Origin of the sequence: Tritonibacter mobilis (genome assembly GCF_001681715.1) — a bacterium.
GTDB lineage: Bacteria > Pseudomonadota > Alphaproteobacteria > Rhodobacterales > Rhodobacteraceae > Epibacterium > Epibacterium mobile.
The window spans coordinates 23,577-37,500 of the sequence record NZ_LNWY01000019.1 but is presented as its reverse complement, the minus strand read 5'-3'; the positions used below and the strand labels follow the sequence as shown (position 1 = coordinate 37,500).

Genomic DNA, 13,924 nt, shown 5'->3' with positions numbered 1-13,924 from the left:
GAATGGACCCTGCCTTGGTGAAGATTACTCCGCTGCGATCACCGCACGATCACCCGGGCGATAGTTCAGGATCGGGGTAAGCCAGCGCTCGACCTCCTCAAGGGGCATGCCCTTGCGATCTGCATATTCTGACACCTGATCCTGTTCCACCTTGGCCACACCAAAGTAATAGGCATCCGGGTGGCCGATATAGATCCCCGAGACCGATGATCCCGGCCACATCGCCATGCTCTCGGTGAGTTCAACACCCGTGGTCGCCTCAGCATCGAGCAGGCGGAACAGGGTGAGCTTTTCGGTATGATCGGGCTGCGCCGGATACCCCGGAGCGGGCCGTATCCCGCGATAGGGTTCGCCAATCAGCTCTTCGGGCGCAAAAGCCTCGTCTGGGGCATAGCCCCAATAGTCGCGGCGCACTCGTTCATGCAGCATTTCGGCCATTGCCTCAGCGTAGCGATCCGCAAGAGCCTTGACCATGATCGCGCTGTAATCATCGCCCGTTTTTTCAAAGGCGTCGGCAATAGCGACCTCTTCCGGGCCTGTCGTCACAACGAAGCCGCCGACCCAATCTGCCACGCCTTCGGGGGCAACGAAATCCGCCATTGCGAGGTTCGGGCTGTTCTTGCGTTTGGAGGTCTGCTGGCGCAGCGTATAGAGTGTTGCAAGTTCTTGCGCCCGCGTTTCATCCGTGAACAGTCGGATGTCGTCACCATGCCGATTTGCGGGCCAGAACCCGACCACAGCGCGCGGTTTGAACCACTGCTCGCTGATGATTTGCTCCAGCATGGCCTGCGCATCTTTCAACAGCGCACGTGCTGCCTCGCCATATTTTTCATGCTCCAGTATGCGCGGATAGACACCCTTTAGTTCCCACGTCTGGAAGAACGGGGTCCAGTCGATGTAACGTGCGATCTCTGCCAAGTCCCAGTCTTCAACCACCTGCGCGCCGGTAAACTTAGGTGCCTCGACGTTGTAGTCGCTCCAATCGATTTGCATCGCATTCGCCCGCGCTGCCGCCAGAGGCAAACGGGTCTTAGCATGCTCGGCGCGCTCGTGCCGTTCGGCCACCTCATTATATTCTGAGCGAATATCAGCAATGTAGGTGTCACGTTGCGTGTCGCTCAGAAGCGAGGAAACCACACCGACCGCACGGCTGGCATCGGTGACGTATATGGCCTGATTGCGCGAATATTGCGGTGAGATTTTCACCGCGGTGTGGACCTTAGAGGTGGTCGCACCACCGATCAGGAGCGGGATGTCAAATCCCTCGCGCTCCAACTCGGACGCCAAATGCACCATCTCATCCAGCGACGGAGTAATAAGACCAGACAGACCGATCACATCGACATTATGCGCGCGCGCTTCCTCCAGGATCTTTTGCGGCGGCACCATCACGCCGAGGTCGATGATCTCAAAGTTATTACACGCCAGAACAACACCGACGATATTCTTTCCAATATCATGCACATCGCCTTTTACGGTGGCCATCAGCACGGTGCCTGCGGTGTCCTTGCCGCCTCCTCCGCTCTGGCGTTTTTCTTCTTCCATATATGGCAAAAGCACCGCCACAGCCTGTTTCATGACGCGGGCGGATTTCACCACTTGCGGCAGGAACATCTTGCCCGCGCCAAAGAGATCGCCCACCACATTCATGCCGTCCATCAGCGGACCTTCGATCACATGCAAGGGGCGGTCGGCGGCCTGACGGGCTTCTTCGGTGTCCTCCTCGACGAACTCAGTGATCCCGTTCACCAGCGCATGCTCAAGCCGTTTCTCCACGGACCATTCACGCCACGACAAATCACGTTTCTTTTCTTCGCGCGCACCGCCCTTGAACCGTTCGGCAATGTCCAAAAGGTTCTCGGTTGCGGTACCACCGGATTTGGGCGTGCGGTTCAGCACAACATCTTCGCAGGCCTCGCGTAGCTCCGGGTCGATCTGGTCATAGACCGCAAGCTGGCCCGCGTTGACGATCCCCATATCCATGCCGACCTTGATCGCATGATACAGAAACACCGCATGCATCGCCTCGCGCACGGGCTCATTGCCGCGAAAACTGAACGACAGGTTCGAGACCCCGCCTGAGATATGGCAATGCGGCAGGTTTTCCCTGATCCAGCGCGTCGCCTCGATGAAATCGACACCGTAGTTGTCGTGCTCCTCGATGCCGGTCGCCACCGCAAACACATTGGGATCAAAGATGATATCTTCGGGCGGAAAGCCGACCTGCTCGGTGAGGATCTTGTAGGCGCGCGCACAGATTTCGATTTTACGCTCAAAACTATCGGCCTGACCGTCCTCATCAAAAGCCATCACGACGACAGCTGCGCCGTAAGCCAGACATAGGCCAGCCTGATGCAGAAAACTCTCCTCACCTTCCTTGAGCGAGATGGAGTTCACAATCGGCTTGCCCTGCACACATTTCAGACCGGCCTCGATCACCTCCCATTTGGAGCTGTCGATCATGATCGGCACCCGCGCAATATCGGGTTCCGCCGCCACGAGGTTCAGGAAATCGATCATCGCCTGCTTGGAGTCGATCAGCCCTTCATCCATGTTGATGTCGATGATCTGCGCACCGTTTTCCACCTGATCCCGCGCGACATCCAATGCGGTGGCATAGTCGCGATTGGTGATCAGTTTTCTGAATTTGGCAGAGCCGGTGACATTGGTCCGCTCGCCCACGTTGACGAAGGGAATATCCTTGGTCAGCACAAAAGGCTCAAGACCGGACAGGCGAAGCAGTGGCTCAGACATTTGCGGTCTCCCGGATCTGACGTGGGGCGTAAGGGGCGACATGTTCGGCAATGGCGCGGATATGCTCAGGCGTGGTGCCGCAGCACCCACCCACCACGTTCACCAGACCCTCTTTCGCAAAGATCTCGACCTTCGCGGCGGTGTCTTCGGGTTCTTCATCATATTGGCCAAAAGCGTTGGGCAGGCCTGCATTCGGATAAGCACACACCAGCGACTCTGCGACTCCGGCCAGTTCGGTCAGGTGAGGACGCATTGCATCGGCCCCCAATGCGCAATTGAGCCCAACCGTGAATGGGCGCGCATGGCGCACAGAATGCCAGAAAGCGGTCGGTGTCTGCCCCGAAAGGGTACGGCCCGAGGCGTCCGTAATGGTACCGGAAATCATGATGGGCAGACGCTCGCCATGTTCTAAGAAGGCCTCGAAACACGCAAAAATCGCGGCCTTGGCGTTCAGCGTATCAAAGATAGTCTCGATCAGGATCAAATCCGACCCACCCGCAATCAGACCTCGGATCTGCTGCCCATAGGCGATGCGCAGCTCGTCAAAGGTCACGGCGCGATAGCCGGGATCATTCACATCGGGGCTGATCGAAGCGGTCCGGTTGGTAGGCCCGACAGCGCCCGCGACCCAGCGGGGTTTGCCATCCTCTGCGGTGGCGCGATCCATGGCGCGACGCGCGACCCGCGCGCCCTCGGCGTTCAGATCATGCACGGCATCCTCAAGCGCGTAATCCGCCTGCGCGATGGTTGTCGAAGAAAACGTATTGGTTTCAACAATGTCTGCGCCAGCCATCGCAAAGTCATAGTGGATCTGCTCAACCGCTTCAGGCTGGGTCAAGATCAGCAGATCGTTGTTTCCCTTCTGCGGATGATCGGAGTGATACGCACATGTATGCCCTCCGTGGCCGCGGAACGCCTCTTCATCCAAGCCCAGAGTTTGAATCTGTGTCCCCATCGCCCCGTCAAGGATCAGGATGCGTTCTTGGGCAGTTCGTGTCAGGGCCTCAAAGGCTTTGGACTTGGGTAGGCTAAAGTTATGCATGTTTCCGCTCGCAGAGTTTCGCACACACATAGTGGCCCCGCGACCAGTAAGCAAATTCATCTTATGGCAGATGATTATGAGTTTTGCTCACATTCAATCTAGCCCGACCAGCCTCAACGACCGCAGATTGCTGCAGGGCGGGTTTGTGACATGCGGACCACAAACAGCGGGAAAATCACCGAGAACGGATCATAAATTCACTACATGCACTTGCATGTTAACAATGGCGCGCCTATCGGCTGGGCCACCGCTCCGCCAGCTTTCCCTTGTGCCAGCACAGCATCCACCCCGTTCAATGGAAATGTTATGGCTGCTCATATCACCTCAACCCGGGCGCTTCTGGCCTGCGGAACCGCCCTCACCTTTATGTCGACAACACCTCTTTGGGCGCAGGAGGCAGAGGTTTTCTCGCTCGACCCTATCATCGTGCGCCAGCAGGACCCCTTCGGCGAGGCTGCTGATCGCGCGACTGCGGTCTACGTCGCAGATGCCGAGATTGACCGCGCCCGCATGGGCGACGTCAAAGATCTGTTTGCGGGGATCGCCTCCGCTGCGGTTGGGGGCGGTATCCCGGTCGCGCAGAAGATTTTCGTCAACGGCGTCGATATGCTGAACCTCGCGATCCAGCTTGACGGTATCCCACAGAACAACCGTGTATTTCACCACGTCAGCGCCAATGCCTTCGATCCCGGTCTGATGAAGTCTGTGCGCGTTGATCCGGGCGTGGCTCCGGCGGATGCGGGCCCGCAGGCGCTTGCTGGTCGCGTTGTCATGGAAACCATCGACGCCGAAGATTTTCTCGATGACGGTGCAAATTTTGGTGGCAAAGCGCATCTGAGCTATGGCGATAATGGACGCACCGTAGGCGGCGCACTGACCTTGGCCGCGCGTTCAGCTGGATTTGGAATCCTCGGATATACCCGGCGTATGACAGGTGAAAATTACACCGATGGCGACGGTCGGGTAATGGAAGGATCAGGCGCAGATCTGTCGGCAACATTGCTAAAGCTGGCCTATGAATCCGCTGAGGGCCATCGTGTAGAGTTCTCGGCTCAGCGGCTGGAAGATGCAGCAGAGCGGAATTACCGCGCAAACTTCGGCCCCGGCGCAGGAACCCGCTTTTACGATACAGCGAGAAGCACAGTGTCGCTTCGGTATGAAAACACACTGGCGGATGGGATTTGGGATCCGTCGGTGACAATCGGTTACTCCGAAACGGACGTAAAAACGCCAGTTCCCTATGCAGATGATGCGAAATCCCGCACCAAATCCATCACAATCGCCAACGAGTTCCATCTCTCTGACGTGAGTTCGATTACCGCCGGCATCGATTATCAGGACAAGAAGAACCGGTATCGTGCCAACTGGATCAGCGACGCGCCGTTCGAGCAAAGCAAAAACACAGGTATTTTTGCACAAGCCCGTTTGCAGCCAACGGAACATCTGAAGGTTTCGGCCGGTCTTCGCTATGACTGGATGGATTTTAGTGACAGGTACGAGGCAAACACCAGCGTCTCGGGGGCAAGCGGCAACCTGTCTGTTGTCTATCAGGCAACGGATTCATTATCCCTGCGCGCAGGATACTCGTCAGTTTTCGGTGGCATCAATCTTGAGGATAACTACCTGCTTGGGGATACTTGGGATTACTCCGGGCTGACCGAAACCTCACGCTCGGACAACATTGTTGTCGGGATCGACTGGAAACAGGGCGGCTGGACCTTGGGTGCGGAGCTGTTTCAGACCAAAATCGAGAACGCGCGTGGCTCAACCTATAACCGTACAACAAGCCGGTACGAGGCCAGTCACTATGACTTTGAAAGCAGTGGCTTCAATATCGGGGCGACCTATGACTGGGATAGTGGCTTTGCGCGCCTGACCTATTCAAACAACAAACCCAAGATCAACGGCACCGAAGCCGGCAGCTATGAGACCTTGGACCTTGGCGCACCACTGGGTGAGGTTATCGCGCTCGAAATTCAGCAGAGCCTTCCGCAATACAATCTGTTGGTCGGCGGCAGCCTCGATATGGCTCTCGATTATGAGGGGCAAGGGATCTACACCGATCAAACCTTTGAGGGCTATGAGGTGGTAAATCTATTTGCCGAATACACCCCGCCTGCGCTGAACGGTGTCACCATTCGCGGCTCGATCAATAACCTCTTTGATCAGGCTTACGCAGATCGCGCCACCTACGGCGGTGACTATGCCGGGTTCTCCACCCTGAATGAACCGGGGCGGACCTTCGTCCTTGAGGCGATCATGCGCTTTTGAACAACCTGCCCCGACGCCGTTGGGCGTTGGGGCACTCACATTTTAAGGCAACATCTTGATGAGAAGATAAGCAATTTCATAGGCTTCATCCTCATCCATGGTCGGGCCGATCACCTCTTGGATCGTGTCCATATATATTGGCCAGACACGTTCGTGCAGCCCCTCGCCTTCTGGCGTCAGAAACAGGATCTGCTTGCGTTTACCCTCCGAGACATACTCGCGCCGCAGCAAACCTTCTTTTTGCATCCGCCCGATGTGCCGCGAGAGCGCGTATTGTGGCACGAAGAGAGTTTCTTCGAGCTGTTGCATGGGCTTGCCGGTCGGTCCGGCGTTTTCCACTGCGAGTAAGATTTCGTACCAGATTGGGTCTTTCAATCCTTCACGGCGCATAACCTTAGCCATCACCGGATAGAATTTGCGGTGCGCGCGCATGATGTTGAACCACAGCCGGTTATAGCCAACCTTGTGGTCTTCGGGACCAAAGAGCTGCTTTGCACGTTGTACGGTTTCTTGGCGGCTCATATCAGACGTCACTTTGATCTCATGTGAAGAAAAGAGGCGGGATGAAAAGATGGCTCAAAATTGAGTTCGTGAAACCGCATCTTTATTCAGCAGAACGCCGGGCAGAACAAGACCGTGATACCACTCCAAGCAACATCGCGCCTTGTGGCGGGACATCGCCGACGCGCCACCAAATACCACAGTCTTGAACCGCTCGGTTCAAACAAAGCTACTGCTTTCATGATCATGGTCAGTAGCTAGGGACGTCAGGACATGCTACGGGAGGCCTGACTGCCGGGGAAGTGGCGCAAATCAGCCGCAAAGACCATCCCGCGCCTGCGTTCCAATACAAGGGAAATAACTATGAACATGATCGGGACTTTCATCAAACCTATGCACCCTGAGGGGCGCAAGTTTGTCGCGATCTTTGCTGCAGTAACCTTTGGGCTTTTCCTGCTGACCCCGATTTTGGGCTGGATTGGTGTGGGTTTGACCGTCTGGTGTTATTACTTTTTCCGCGATCCCGAACGGGTTACGCCTGCGCGGCCGGGTCTTGTGGTGTCACCTGCGGATGGGGTTATCTCCCTGATTGAACCCGCAATTCCTCCTGCGGAACTTGGCCTGCCTGATGTTCCCCTGACACGGGTGAGCGTGTTCATGAGCGTATTTAACTGCCATGTGAACCGCGCACCGGTCGCGGGCGAAGTCACCGCCGTAGCCTACCGCCCGGGCAAGTTCTTTAATGCTTCGCTGGACAAGGCCAGTGCGGATAATGAACGCAACAGCCTCGCGATCCGTATGGAAGATGGTCGCGATCTGGCCGTGGTACAGATTGCCGGTCTGGTCGCCCGCCGGATCGTGTGTTTTGTAAAACCCGGCGCGCATCTGGACCGGGGCACGCGTTTCGGTCTGATCCGCTTTGGCTCTCGGCTGGATGTCTACCTGCCCGAAGGTGTCACACCTCTTGTCGATCTTGGTCAGACAATGGTTGCGGGAGAAACCGTTATTGCGGATTTGACTGCCGCAGCGCCGACGCAAACTGCAGCAGGGGTCGATAATGGGTGAAGGCGAAGAGCATCCTACCCCCTCACACCTGACGATCGTTCAGCTGATCCCAAATATGCTGACGATCGCTGCAATCTGCGCGGGCCTTTCTGCCATTCGATTTGGCATCGAGGGCAACTACGTGCTGGCCGTTCAGCTGATCCTTGCCGCTTGCGTTCTGGATGGATTGGACGGGCGGTTGGCTCGCCTCCTCAACAGTGACAGCAAGATGGGTGCCGAGTTGGACTCACTTGCAGATTTTGTAAATTTTGGCGTCGCCCCCGCACTGGTCATCTATTTTTGGGCGTTACAGGATTTGCGCGGTATCGCCTGGATAACGGTCCTGATTTACGCGATCTGTTGTGTCGTGCGCCTCGCCCGGTTCAATGTCACCGCAAAATCTGACACGCCCGAAGACAAAGACACTGCTGGCGCTTACTTCACCGGCATTCCATCGCCAGCTGGCGCTTTGTTGGCGATGCTGCCGATGTTTCTGTCATTCGCTTTTGCCGACGCGCCTTTGCTGCCCGATGTCGTCATTTGCCTGCATTTGATCCTCGTCGGATGGGCCATGATCGCGCGTTTCCCCGTCTGGTCCTTCAAAACCGCAAAAATCTCTCGCAACAACGTGAAGTTTTTTCTGGTCGGTTTTGCGGTACTTGGGTCGGCAGTACTTATTTATGCTTGGATCACTCTTGTAGTTCTGTGTGTGGCATATTTGATTGTAGTTTTCTGGAGCATTCTGTCCCATCGCATTTCTGAAGATAGGAAAGGACATTGAATTGAAAATTGAAGCGGTCGAGTCATCCTATGCCCGATGGGCGCCGGTTTATGATCGAACCTTCGGTGCGGTCACAGATGTCGGGCGCCGCCGTGCTGTGAGTTTTATCAATGATCGCAAAGGGCATGTGCTCGAAGTGGGCGTCGGAACCGGACTGTCGCTGCCTCATTACGGCCCCGAAGTGCGGATAACCGGCGTTGACTTCAGCGCTGAAATGCTCGCCAAAGCCCAGCGGAAAGTGGATGCGCTTGAGCTCCAAAACCGTGTTGATCTTCAACGCATGGATGCCCGCGAACTGGCTTTTGAAAATGCGAGCTTTGACACCATTGCTGCGATGCACGTTCTATCGGTGGTCCCTGAACCGGAAAAGGTCATGGCCGAGATCGCCAGAGTGCTAAAACCCGGCGGAAAAGTCGTCATCACCAATCACTTTGCCAAGACCACGGGTGTAATGGCGGGATTGGAGCGTGTCGCGGCACCGATGGCCAACCTGATCGGCTGGCATTCAGACTTTAAAATGGACACCATCTTGCAAGAGCCATCACTGCAAATTGCAGAACTGCGCAAACTGCCACCCCTTGGGATGATGACCTTTCTGGTTTTGGAAAAACGCGTTAACTGAGCGAACTGATGAACTTGGCCTTCCCGGATGGTACGCAGCCTCAATCTTACGTGGCTGCTACAGCTGACGCCACCTGGGCGGGCCGCAACTTCAATGTGAAGTGAATTAAGGTGCCTTCGGTTGTCTCCGGTTCACACCAAATTTCACCATTGTGGCGTTTGGCAATTTTTGCGCATGTCGCGAGTCCAAGACCGCTACCGGGCAGGTCACTGCTACGTTGCAGCCGCTTGAACGGTTCAAAAATGCGGGTTCGATATTCCTCCGGCACCCCAATTCCGTTGTCACGAATGGAAAACTGAACACCGCTGTTCAGCGGGCGCGCCGTAATCTGGATCGAAGGCCGGGCCTCGCTGCGATACTTGATCGAGTTACCGATAAGATTTTGAAGCAACTGGGATATGTCTGGCGGGAAGCAATAGACCTCGAGATCGCCGAAATCGGACGATATATCCGCATCCGCGTTTGAGATATCTTGTGCCATTACCAGACACGCCGCTTCGACCAAACTGTCGGCAGATACCGTTTCGGGTGCCCCCTCGCTATGCGGGTTAATATGACTGGCAAGCCGCTCGATCAGATCGGACATTTTGGAAACAGACCGCTTCATCAGATCGAACTCGCGCTTAACCTCTTCCAAATCACCGGCATCAAAGTCCTCAAGGATCTGGTCGCTCAGGAATTTTATGGCTCTGATCGGGGCGCGAAGATCATGCACTAAGACATCGGAGAATTGCTGCAACTCCTTTTGATGTTCTTCTATCCGCCACCGCATTCGCGCAACCTGAAGTCCGTTGGCAATCATCCGCTGCAAGGCCCCGGACGTTATGGCAGATTTGGCGATGTAATCCGCAGCGCCACTTAAGATCGCGCTTTTTGCGATCTCCTCATCCCCCTGCCCCGTCATGATAAAGATCACACAATGCGGCCAGCGCCGAAAGAAACTGGACATCAGATCAAGGCCGGAAATATCCGGCAACTGATAATCTAAAAAGATAACTTCGACGTCTTCCTCGAAAAAAGCACGCGCTGCTTCTCCACTATCAGCCTCCAGGGTAGAGACGCTCGGATACAATCTGAGGAGGTGGCGTCGCATCATTTTGCGATCACCTGCATCGTCATCCACGATGAGGATGTTTTTTTCAACCATGCGCCCCGCCCCGCACATCGATGATAGGCAACTCGACAATCCGCCAAAAGTTATTCATCACAGTCATCAACTCGATAAACATGTCACCAGCCTGCGATTTCAGTATGTATCCGGCGACGTTGTTGGAATAGGCTGCGGTGATATCACGTTCATCGTCTGACGTGGTCAAAACAAAGAACAGCGTTTTGTGAAGTGTCGGATCGTCGCGCAGCGCTTCGAGTAGCTCGATACCTGACATACGAGGCATATTGATGTCGCTTAACACCACGAATTGTAGCGGTGGGTCCTGATCGGTTTCCCCCTTGAGAAAAGACAGCGCTTCACGACCATTTCGAAACCGAATGAGAGGGTTCGCGATCCTCGCCTTGGAGAACGCACGGCGGATCGCCTTGGCATCCCCATCATCATCTTCCACAAGGATAATTTTAACATCCTGCGCTGGTGCTGCCTGTGATGACATCATGCCGCCTTATCCTGTTGTGGCACACTAACGGGCCAAAGAAATTCAAAGGTCGTCCCGCGTTTGCCGTCCGAAGTTACAGAGATTTCGCCGCCCGCCACTTCTATGTGTTTCTTAACAATCGCCAGTCCCATGCCACTGCTTTCGAGCTGGTCACGGGACTTCAGTGTCTGAAAAATCTCAAATATGCGCTCATGATAGATCGGATCTATCCCGGGGCCATCGTCCTCCACACAAAAGCGCAAGAACCTGTCACCTGTCTCCACATCAACCCTGATGCGCCCCTCTTTAAGATCGTGGTGTTTGATGCTGTTTCCGATGAGATTTATCAGGATGGTCTCCAGTGGCAGCTTACGAACACTCACCCCGAGGAAGGCATCTGAGAAGCTAAGCGTGATACCTCCCGGTATTTCCAACAATTCTACAATGCCCTTAGCAAGCTGCTCTCCCGTAACCTTCGCATCAGGTTCGGCAACTCTGCCGATCCGCGAATGGTGAAGGAGATCATTCAAGAGCCGCTCCATCCGGCTTGCTCGGCTTTGGAGGAGGTTCATGCTCTCTCTGGTGTCATCCGTCAGATAGGGCTCCAAGTCTTCTTCAAGCCAGGAGACGGCGTTGTTGATGACACGCAGCGGTGCTTTGAGGTCATGGGAAGCGACATAGGCGAATTGATCCAATTCTGCATTTGAACGCCTGAGCGCAGAAATCAGGGCGGCAGATTGCTCGGTCGCAGCCGCGCGCGCCGTAACATCACGGATCATGGCAACAAAACGATTGCCCTCAATGTAGGACGCATGCCGCAAAGATAGGTTTAAAACCATTGGCTTGCCGTCCGCCCGGGCACTATTGATCTCCCGCTGAACTGGTACACCCGACTCGTGCGCGGCCTTCGCCTCGCTTAATATCAATGCTGTTTCCTCAACATCGAAACCAAGCAGCGATAGAAGTGAAACTCCGTTCAACTCGGGCGCATTGCTCCCAAGAATACGGCAGGCAGCGGGGTTGCAATCTTCCACGACGCCATCTTCCAACAAGGTTATCACACCTTCGGTCACGTTGGATAAAACCATATCGAGGCGCTGAGTTTCTCTGATCAGATCATTGGTCAGTTGCGTGAAATTCTGTGCGATCAATGCAATCTCATCGTGGCCCTTTGCATTGCTTTTGATCGGGCTTAAGCGAGGACCTGTATTGAGTTTTATATCCTTAACCAACGCCTGAAGTGGCGTCAGCAGACGATCAGTGCAGACGTAGCCCAGGACTGATGCAAGAACTGTTAGCAGCAGTGCACGACCGAGATTGCGCCAGAGCTCCGTTCGCGCTGTCGCATAGAGTGCGCCCATGTCGACATCTGTGGCTATACGAAAGCTAAAAGGTACGTGGGCGTCAGTGATTTCTAAGGTACTTACAAACGCACCACGCCCTTCTTCCAACTCGATCAATCTTTCTGCCGGAAGCCCGGCCAGCGCGTGCTGATCTACGGGTCTCGACATGCCCGTGGGCAGGATCGTAAAACTACGGTCTTCTGCAGTCAGCGGAAAGGCTGGGCTAATATGGTTGGTGATCGCGTAATAGGTTCGTCCGATCTCATCAGGGTGATCGGGAATGGTCAGGAGATTGGCGATACGCGCGTTAATCACGATTGCTCCAACGGTCTCACCATTTTCATCTATCAACCTTTTGGTTGATCGTAAGGTTGGTGGTCCGACCGCCTGACCGTTTTCACGGTTTCGCGTGACATTAGAAAACAAGAGCTCGTCTGTTGTCGCGCCCTGCAGCGCCCGGATATACGGTTCATTGCCCTTCTCTTGTAACTCAGACTGAGGCACGACCGTGAGCGCCCCATCCACGAGATTCACGCGCGCGAACTCGGACCAATTGTTTTCAGAAAGCATGAGGCGGATCTGACTGTATCCGCTCCGGTTTTCAAGCACGCTGGTAAACAGTGTTTCAAGTCGCGAACGCCAATCCTCAAGCGAAGATCCATCTAGCGGGTCAGTTTGATCGGCACTTGCCCGTGTGCGGAAAATACCGGAAATCGGAGGGAAGCCGACAAGAGTCTCAGAGTCCTGTCGCATTGTTGTCAACGTATCAAGCACGTAGCGCGCGTGAGTTTTATGATCGCGATTCAGAAGTTGCTCTGAATGCGCATGAATTCTCGCAACGGTGTCATTGTAGTTCAATAAGAAAAATACGCCGAAAGACACCCCCGAAACCAAACAAACGACGAGGGCGACTTTGAGCTTAATCGATAGTCCTTTTGGCGACACGGCCGTCACCTTTCTTTAGAGGAATTGACCCAGATGTCTGCCGCCGCGTCGCAAATATCCGCAGCGGTTGAGGTCACATACTCACTGAATGCGTTTGCGAAGTTCGTTCACGGTCAGCCGACGACCAGCACCAACGACACTTTCGAGATCGTCCATAAAGACAACGAGATCTTTTGCGCCGCGTTCAAACATTGACAGGTTGGCAAGAAGTGTCGGGTCGACGTTATCATCGCTCCGGGCCTGCATCTTCACTGCGCGCACGCCCATCATGCTGCGACGCAAAAGCTCCCGCATCTCCGGACCACAACTGACCATGAAACGCTCGAAGATCGACTTCAATTCGCTTTCCGAGCTACGCGCCTCTGACAACGCACCATAGAGCGCCCGGCGCTCAATTGCAGAGGTCACAGATTTGATCAGCGCGTCGACCGTCAGCTCATCTTTGACGATATAATCCGCGCAACCGCGACGCATCGCCTCGACCGCGATATGGTAATCCACCGAGGAGGTCAGCATGATTGGAACCGCATTTACCTGCTCTTCGTGGGCGAGGAGAATACCTAAAGCATCCAGCCCCGTATCCATCCCAAGATTATGGTCGATAAAGACCAAATCATATGTTTCCACCGCGAGGCATTCTCGCATCTCATCAAGGTTTGCGGCTTCGGTGAAATCCACCATTAAACCGGCTTTACGACAGGTTTTAAGCAATCGCATTCTGTCGATTTCATCGTCATCAATGGAAAGGACGTTCAGTAAAATTGGCTTTGACTGAGATGTCACCGCGAAGTCGTGGATGTTTGATTTCGACATGTATTGACCTTTTACTCATAAAACACTGCTGCACACACCCGCAGCATTTGGATCAGCCATTCCCACCAAGGGTAGCATTTCACAGCTGATCACCTAAAAAGAAAATCTTGTCGAATTGAATTAATGAACCCCTTCAATCACGGAAGAAGGCAAGGATATATTCTATTTTGATGATGTTTTTTGTGCGTATTTTGCGCCCATTTCAAAACAGTGAAATGG

The 13,924-nt window shown here is 54.6% G+C and carries 11 protein-coding genes; 4 read left to right on the top strand and 7 right to left on the bottom strand.

Annotated features, from left to right (window positions below):
- Positions 1-24: 24 nt before the first annotated feature.
- Together metH and UB90_RS18115 are read right to left on the bottom strand one after the other, a co-directional pair.
- Positions 25-2,754 carry a methionine synthase gene (metH, locus tag UB90_RS18120; protein ID WP_065325063.1) on the bottom strand — a complete coding sequence of 910 codons (2,730 nt, stop codon included), beginning with the start codon at positions 2,752-2,754 and terminating at the stop codon, positions 25-27.
- Positions 2,747-3,796 (bottom strand): homocysteine S-methyltransferase family protein, encoded by a 1,050-nt coding sequence (locus UB90_RS18115; RefSeq protein ID WP_065325065.1) that lies wholly within the window; start codon positions 3,794-3,796, stop codon positions 2,747-2,749. The genes metH and UB90_RS18115 overlap by 8 nt, the downstream gene beginning before the upstream one ends.
- A 306-nt stretch (positions 3,797-4,102) precedes the next feature.
- Between UB90_RS18115 and UB90_RS18110 the strand changes: the two genes are divergently transcribed.
- Positions 4,103-6,067, top strand: a complete 1,965-nt coding sequence (locus UB90_RS18110; RefSeq protein ID WP_065325067.1) for a TonB-dependent receptor plug domain-containing protein — start codon at positions 4,103-4,105, stop codon at positions 6,065-6,067.
- A gap of 42 nt (positions 6,068-6,109) precedes the next feature.
- Here UB90_RS18110 and UB90_RS18105 read toward each other — a convergent pair whose 3' ends face one another.
- Positions 6,110-6,589, bottom strand: a complete 480-nt coding sequence (locus tag UB90_RS18105; protein WP_065325069.1) for a MarR family winged helix-turn-helix transcriptional regulator — start codon at positions 6,587-6,589, stop codon at positions 6,110-6,112.
- Positions 6,590-6,904: 315 nt separating this feature from the next.
- Between UB90_RS18105 and UB90_RS18100 the strand changes: the two genes are divergently transcribed.
- Genes UB90_RS18100 through UB90_RS18090 form a run of 3 tightly spaced genes read left to right on the top strand, consistent with a single transcriptional unit; the run spans position 6,905 to position 9,015 of the window.
- Positions 6,905-7,633 carry a phosphatidylserine decarboxylase gene (locus UB90_RS18100; RefSeq protein WP_263643592.1) on the top strand — a complete coding sequence of 243 codons (729 nt, stop codon included), beginning with the start codon at positions 6,905-6,907 and terminating at the stop codon, positions 7,631-7,633.
- Positions 7,626-8,393 carry a CDP-diacylglycerol--serine O-phosphatidyltransferase gene (gene pssA / locus UB90_RS18095; protein ID WP_005612909.1) on the top strand — a complete coding sequence of 256 codons (768 nt, stop codon included), beginning with the start codon at positions 7,626-7,628 and terminating at the stop codon, positions 8,391-8,393. The genes UB90_RS18100 and pssA overlap by 8 nt, the downstream gene beginning before the upstream one ends.
- Before the next feature lies 1 nt (position 8,394).
- Positions 8,395-9,015 (top strand): class I SAM-dependent methyltransferase, encoded by a 621-nt coding sequence (locus UB90_RS18090; RefSeq protein WP_065325072.1) that lies wholly within the window; start codon positions 8,395-8,397, stop codon positions 9,013-9,015.
- A 46-nt stretch (positions 9,016-9,061) separates the two neighbouring features.
- Here the strand turns inward: UB90_RS18090 and UB90_RS18085 are convergent, their stop codons facing one another.
- The 4 genes from UB90_RS18085 to UB90_RS18070 all read right to left on the bottom strand — a co-directional run bounded on the left by UB90_RS18085 (position 9,062) and on the right by UB90_RS18070 (position 13,705).
- A complete protein-coding gene (locus tag UB90_RS18085; RefSeq protein WP_065325108.1) occupies positions 9,062-10,162 on the bottom strand; it encodes a sensor histidine kinase in 1,101 nt (366 codons plus the stop codon).
- Positions 10,155-10,625 (bottom strand): response regulator, encoded by a 471-nt coding sequence (locus tag UB90_RS18080; RefSeq protein ID WP_065325074.1) that lies wholly within the window; start codon positions 10,623-10,625, stop codon positions 10,155-10,157. The genes UB90_RS18085 and UB90_RS18080 overlap by 8 nt, the downstream gene beginning before the upstream one ends.
- A complete protein-coding gene (locus UB90_RS18075) occupies positions 10,622-12,892 on the bottom strand; it encodes a sensor histidine kinase (protein ID WP_065325110.1) in 2,271 nt (756 codons plus the stop codon). Before UB90_RS18075 ends, UB90_RS18080 begins: the two co-directional genes overlap by 4 nt.
- 81 nt (positions 12,893-12,973) lie before the next feature.
- A complete protein-coding gene (locus tag UB90_RS18070) occupies positions 12,974-13,705 on the bottom strand; it encodes a response regulator (RefSeq protein ID WP_065325076.1) in 732 nt (243 codons plus the stop codon).
- Between the last annotated feature and the right edge of the window lie 219 nt (positions 13,706-13,924).